Here is a 5,410-nt window from a genome sequence, read left to right as displayed (position 1 = left end):
ACAGGTACAGGCGCTGGCAGGGAGGGCACAAACATCGCAAATCTTATCCATTGGATCCATTTTATCTCACTTTTATTTTATCAGTGGCTGTGTGCGGGCGATTTCCCCAGCGCGATAGATGTGGATTTAAGTGCCATTTTTCAATGATTAAGGCAGCTAAAAAAGTGGTTTTTTAGGGCTTTTCAACGTGACCAGCACTGACGGGGATAAATACAGGTAAGCAATAATGCTCAGTCATGAAAAGGAGAATCCGATGGAGCAACATACCCCTGAATACTTACGACGTACCTTAGCTCATAACCGTGCCCTAATGGACGATATCATTAGCAGTGGCATGTCCAGGTACTACAACACGGAGATTGTGGATGCCGCATGTGAGGCGATAGAAGCTGAATTGCGACGACGAGGAATTTTGTAAGAGACAAAGCCCGCTTATGCGGGCTTTGTCGTTACTGGCGCTTCTGTTACTCAGTGTTGTCTGGGGTTCGGTAGATCTGTAGCCAGTACCTGCCAGGTGCGCTCGTTGGTGGTGCGAACTCATTATCGCGAATGGTGCAGTATCGTCCATATTTGCGGGTAACAGTATGAGTGTTTGTGTTGATGTCACATTCTTGGAATGAGCCACCATCACGACCTATTTTGCCATGTGGTCCTACATAAATTGCCATTTTGTTCTCCTTTTTAGAGCCTTGTATGGGCATCTTATTGGTGTTCAAACAACAATCATTTCAAGATCTAAGAACTGAACTAAAAATCAAACTAAAGGTAGGTATGCGGGGGTTTTACGGCAAAAAGCCCGCACGAGCGGGCTTTTACTTATGGAAACATCGGATGAAGGTGTTCTAGCGTCTCGGATAAAGTTTTACGACTTTTCGAGAGGCTGTACTGAGCCTGCATATTAACCCACGACTCTGCAGAGCGGCCTATAACTTTAGATAGTCGAAGAGCCATCTCATAACTAAGATCAGTTTTTCCATTGAGCAATCTACTTAATGCAGATTGTGATACTTCAAGCTTATCAGCTAACTCTGCGGCAGGTATTTCGAACGGTTCCATGAACATTTCCCTGATGAATTCACCGGGGTGTACAGGATCGTAAAGATTTATCATGCCTTCCTCTATTGGTTTTGTATTTGATTACACAAAACATTTTGTTTCTTTCGCGTTGCGCATTGCACAATACGCAAGTGTCTGTTATTGACAAAAAAAGCAGTAAGCTTTAGGATGCTCGGTGGAGCAGAAAGCTACCGCTGATATGGTGTCTTTACCGACTTTTTCAAGGCGCCATATTGTACGGTTAGCGCTCTTGGAAGTCAAACGAGGTAATCGACCTCAGAGACAAAGTTACGTCAATTATTTTAATAATGCAAGGGGTTCAAATGGACGCTGTCAAATTGTTTTCTGTTTATAGAGATAGATATCGACGAAAATTTTATGGAGATGATTGATGATAAAAAACATAAAGCATAAAGGGCTTCGGAGTTTTGCTGAAAACGGTAACACCGCCGGAATTCAGCCTCACTTAGCGAAAAAACTTCGCATGATATTGACTACGCTAAGCACCGCAACATGTCTTCAAGATATTGTGGATGTAAGGGCGCTGGGGTGTCACCCCCTAAAAGGTGAACGTAAAGGTGAGTTTTCCGTAGAGGTTAACGGAAACTGGAGGGTGGTTTTCAAGGTGGAAGAACCAAACGTCTTAGACGTTGATCTTGAAGATTACCATTAGTAATCAATAAGTAAGTTACTAATCCATCCTAGTGGCAATATGGATGGATTAGGGACTTTATTCAAAAATAAGTACCTCTGGAGGATTTATGAGAGCCTTTATGATTTTGTTGTTCCCTTTGCTTTGTGTAGTCATTGCTGGGGTTCTTGCTGTTCGTGGCCTAGATGGGTGGGGATGGTTCCTGTTTGCAGCTGTTTTGTGTACTGGTGTTGATACGGTGCAGAAACATGTCTCTAACAAGAATAATTCTGTAAGCGATTGAGGCTTTCAGGGTTCTTCCTTGACTGATTAAATCGACAAAGCGTATCTTATGTTCGAAACGAAAAAACCGCCTGGGGAGGCGGTTTTTTCGAGGGTTCAGTAAGTTGGGGAACTTCTGAACCGTGGTAACAGGGTGTACAAGACCGCTGAAACCAAATTCTGTCCTTCCAGTTTAGCCTCAGTATGGCTCTGACTTCAAGAACTCTGCATCAGTAATCTCTTGTACACCCTCTTACCAATGGCCGCAGCCAGTGGCGTTTTGTTGTGTCTTTCCGGGTTGGACTCAAGTCGATAGTTACCGGATAAGACGCTGCGGTCGGACTGAACGGGGGGTTCGTGCATACAGTCCAGCTTGGAGCGAACTGCCTTCCCGGAACTGAGTGTCAGGCGTGGAATGAGATAAACGCGGCCATAACAGCGGAGTGACACCGGTAAACCGAAAGGCAGGAACAGGAGAGCGCACGAGGGAGCCACCAGGGGGAAACGCCTGGTATCTTTATAGTCCTGTCGGGTTTCGCCACCACTGATTTGAGCGTCAGATTTCGTGATGCTTGTCAGGGGGGCGGAGCCTATGGAAAAACGGCTTTGTCGTGGCCTTCTCGCTTCCCTGTTAAGCTTCTTCCTGGCATCCTCCAGGAAATTTCCGCCCCGTTCGTAAGCCATTTCCGCTCGCCGCAGCCGAACGACCGAGCGCAGCGAGTCAGTGAGCGAGGAAGCGGAATATATCCTGTATCACATATTCTGCTGACGCACCGGTGCCGCCTTTTTTCTCCTGCCACATGAAGCACTTCACTGACACCCTCATCCGTGCCAACATAGTAAGCCAGTATACACTCCGCTAGCGCTACGTGACTGGTTCAGGGCTGCGCCCCGAAACCCGCCAAAAGCCTGACGCGCCTGCGGCTTGTCCAACCCCGCGCCGACCGGGAAAGGCTTTCCCGCCCGTCCCGGCGTTATCAGGAGGCCGGTTTGTCAGAGAAACGGAGCAAGATGCTCACCATGTGGGTGACGGAGGACGAGCACCGGCGGCTGCTCGAGCGCTGTGACGGCAGGCAGCTGGCGGCGTGGATGCGGCAGATCTGCCTGGACGAAAAGCCGGCACGTTCCGGAAAGCTCCCCTCACTCTCGCCGGCGCTGCTGCGCCAGCTTGCCGGCATGGGCAATAACCTGAACCAGATAGCCCGCCGTGTTAACGCCGGCGGCGGCACCGGCCATGACAGGGTACAGATTGTGGCGGCGCTGATGACCATCGATGCCGGCCTTGAGCGGCTGCGGCACGCCGTTCTTGAGAAAGGAACGGACGATGATCGTTAAATTTCATCCGCGCGGCCGCGGCGGTGGCGCCGGGCCGGTGGACTATCTGCTGGGTAAAGACCGGCAGCGTGAAGGCGCCACCGTCCTGCAGGGGAAGCCGGAAGAAGTCCGGGAGCTGATTGACGCGTCGCCTTACGTTAAGAAATACACCTCCGGCGTTCTGTCGTTTGCGGAGGCCGATCTGCCTCCCGGCCAGCGGGAAAAACTGATGGCCAGCTTCGAGCGGGTTCTGATGCCCGGACTCGATAAAGATCAGTACAGCATTCTGTGGGTGGAGCACGCGGACAAGGGGCGTCTGGAGCTGAACTTTCTGATCCCCAATACCGAGCTGCTGACCGGCAGGCGGCTCCAGCCTTACTACGACCGCGCCGACCGGCCGCGCATCGATGCCTGGCAGACTATCGTGAACGGCAGACTGGGGCTGCACGACCCGAACGCGCCGGAAAACCGCCGGGCGCTGGTCACGCCGTCCGGGCTGCCGAAAACGAAGCAGGAGGCCGCAGAAGCCATTACCCGGGGACTGCTGACCCTTGCTTCGTCCGGGGAGCTGAAAAGCCGTCAGGATGTCACTGACACTCTTGAAGGTGCAGGTTTTGAGGTGGTGCGCACCACGAAAAGCAGTATCAGCATTGCCGACCCGGACGGGGGGCGAAACATCCGACTGAAGGGAGCCATCTATGAGCAGTCTTTTAACGCTGGCGAAGGACTTAGAGCAGCAATCGAAAGCGCAGCAGCAGAGTACCGGCGAGATGCTGAAAGCCGCATTCAGCGAGCACGAGCAGTCTGTCAGAGCGGAACTGAGCGCAAGCGCGAGGAGAATCAGCGACGCCATCCTCGCCCACGAGCAGAGTATGAGCGAGGCGATGGAGAAAAACCGGCGGAGCGTACTGCGGACTGCCGGGCGGACATGGCTCACCATCCTGATGGTGTCAGCGCTGCTGATCGGCACGAGCGGGAGCATTCTGTGGTGGCAGGGGCAGCAGATAACCGACAATTACACGCATCTTCGTCAGCAGGAAGATACCCTGGCGAAAATGACCGCCCGGACGTGGGGAGTGCGCTATCAGGAGAGCAGCGACGGCCGGAGGTTTCTTATCCTGCCGCCGGGGATACAAACCGAAGCCATCCCTTACGACGGGACGACATGGATCCGCCTGAAACAGGAGTAGCTGAAAATGACAGAGCTGGAAAAGCAGTTGCTGAGCGCATTAGAGCAGCTACAGCAGGACTACTCGCAAAGGCTGGACGAATGGGAGAGCGCCTTCGCGGAATGGCGGAGCATGTGTGGGCTTATGCAACGGGAGAACGCGGTGCTGAACGAGCGCGTGTCGGACTTGAGCACGCAGGTGCTGAGTTTAAGCGAGCAGCTGCGCCGCTTGTCCGGGAACTGAATGCCATCGAGCTCCGGCAGAGGGAGAATGAGTATCAGAAAACACTGGAGCTGGAGCGCCAGCCGCAGAAAACCTACCGCGGGCCGACACTTTAAACCATCCAGGCAGCTGACAACCCGCACGAAGAGGGGCTCTTATTTCTCCCGCTAAATAGGTTCGTGATCAAAAAGGTCACGACTTATTCAGGAGCGGGAAATGAAGCTGTTAAATCTTATTGAATCATTGCTTAACTGCCTGTATCTGGCGGCGGAGCTGTGGGACTGGCTGGAGAAGCATTTGTCGGTTTTTAAGGCATTGGCGCGGATTTTAGTGTGACTTTAACATCCATGCATCTGGCTGCATGACTATGCACTAGTGTAATATCCAGCGGCTGCGTTTCTGGTGTTTTTTCGTCATGTCTGTCGCCACTTTCCTGAGTCTGGCACCGGAAACGCAGCCAACCCCGTCTCAGCGGTGCGGGCAACGGATGTTATGGTAAATAAGAGCGACCGTCCCGGTCGCTCTTGAAAGAGAATTCGGCCTTAGGTCAGTTTTCGCAGATACAATCATGTGGACTGCGGAGACATTCTTCGCACTCCTCACATATGCACTCATCCAGTTTTTCACCGCACTCGTCGCAACGTGAGCAGCTACAGTGCTCATCTAAATTTCCACAATCGCTGCAGCGCTCACAGACGCAGTCTGCCAGCTTCTCGTTGCAGTCATCGCAGAAGCC

5 protein-coding genes and 1 pseudogene are annotated in these 5,410 nt (G+C 52.3%); 5 read left to right on the top strand and 1 reads right to left on the bottom strand.

The genetic code is table 11. From position 1 onward, the window contains the following. Positions 1–816 precede the first annotated feature (816 nt). Positions 817–1,110, bottom strand: coding sequence for a HigA family addiction module antitoxin (locus tag ICA20_RS24640; protein WP_000609279.1), 294 nt, complete (start codon positions 1,108–1,110; stop codon positions 817–819). Between the two features lie 337 nt (positions 1,111–1,447). Here ICA20_RS24640 and ICA20_RS24635 point away from each other — a divergent pair, with 337 nt between their 5' ends. From ICA20_RS24635 to ICA20_RS24615, 5 genes and pseudogenes are all read left to right on the top strand, one after another. After that, complete coding sequence (locus tag ICA20_RS24635; RefSeq protein WP_000594459.1) at positions 1,448–1,729, top strand: type II toxin-antitoxin system RelE/ParE family toxin; 282 nt, start codon at positions 1,448–1,450, stop codon at positions 1,727–1,729. A 1,251-nt stretch (positions 1,730–2,980) separates the two neighbouring features. Further along, the gene (locus ICA20_RS24630; protein WP_171853543.1) at positions 2,981–3,304 is read left to right on the top strand and encodes a MobC family plasmid mobilization relaxosome protein; all 324 of its coding nucleotides are present in this window, start codon (positions 2,981–2,983) and stop codon (positions 3,302–3,304) included. Further along, positions 3,243–3,947 (top strand): annotated as a pseudogene (locus ICA20_RS24625) (relaxase/mobilization nuclease domain-containing protein); the annotation flags it as partial. The gene ICA20_RS24630 and the pseudogene ICA20_RS24625, both read left to right, overlap by 62 nt. A gap of 34 nt (positions 3,948–3,981) precedes the next feature. Next, on the top strand, positions 3,982–4,473 hold the full coding sequence (locus ICA20_RS24620; protein WP_045342089.1) for an MbeB family mobilization protein: 492 nt from the start codon (positions 3,982–3,984) through the stop codon (positions 4,471–4,473). A gap of 6 nt (positions 4,474–4,479) precedes the next feature. After that, on the top strand, positions 4,480–4,695 hold the full coding sequence (locus ICA20_RS24615; RefSeq protein ID WP_000137422.1) for an MbeD family mobilization/exclusion protein: 216 nt from the start codon (positions 4,480–4,482) through the stop codon (positions 4,693–4,695). Positions 4,696–5,410 lie beyond the last annotated feature (715 nt).

It is taken from the genome of Citrobacter sp. C5_2, from assembly GCF_014596845.2.
GTDB classification, from domain to species: domain Bacteria; phylum Pseudomonadota; class Gammaproteobacteria; order Enterobacterales; family Enterobacteriaceae; genus Citrobacter; species Citrobacter werkmanii.
The sequence above is the reverse complement of the archived record's forward strand: the minus strand, read 5'-3'. Positions and strand labels throughout refer to the sequence as shown.

Coding starts and splice junctions, on each gene's coding strand:
- ICA20_RS24640 (WP_000609279.1), bottom strand. CDS start 1,110: ATGATAAATCTTTACGATCCTGTACACCCCGGTGAATTCATCAGGGAA.
- ICA20_RS24635 (WP_000594459.1), top strand. CDS start 1,448: ATGATAAAAAACATAAAGCATAAAGGGCTTCGGAGTTTTGCTGAAAAC.
- ICA20_RS24630 (WP_171853543.1), top strand. CDS start 2,981: ATGCTCACCATGTGGGTGACGGAGGACGAGCACCGGCGGCTGCTCGAG.
- ICA20_RS24620 (WP_045342089.1), top strand. CDS start 3,982: ATGAGCAGTCTTTTAACGCTGGCGAAGGACTTAGAGCAGCAATCGAAA.
- ICA20_RS24615 (WP_000137422.1), top strand. CDS start 4,480: ATGACAGAGCTGGAAAAGCAGTTGCTGAGCGCATTAGAGCAGCTACAG.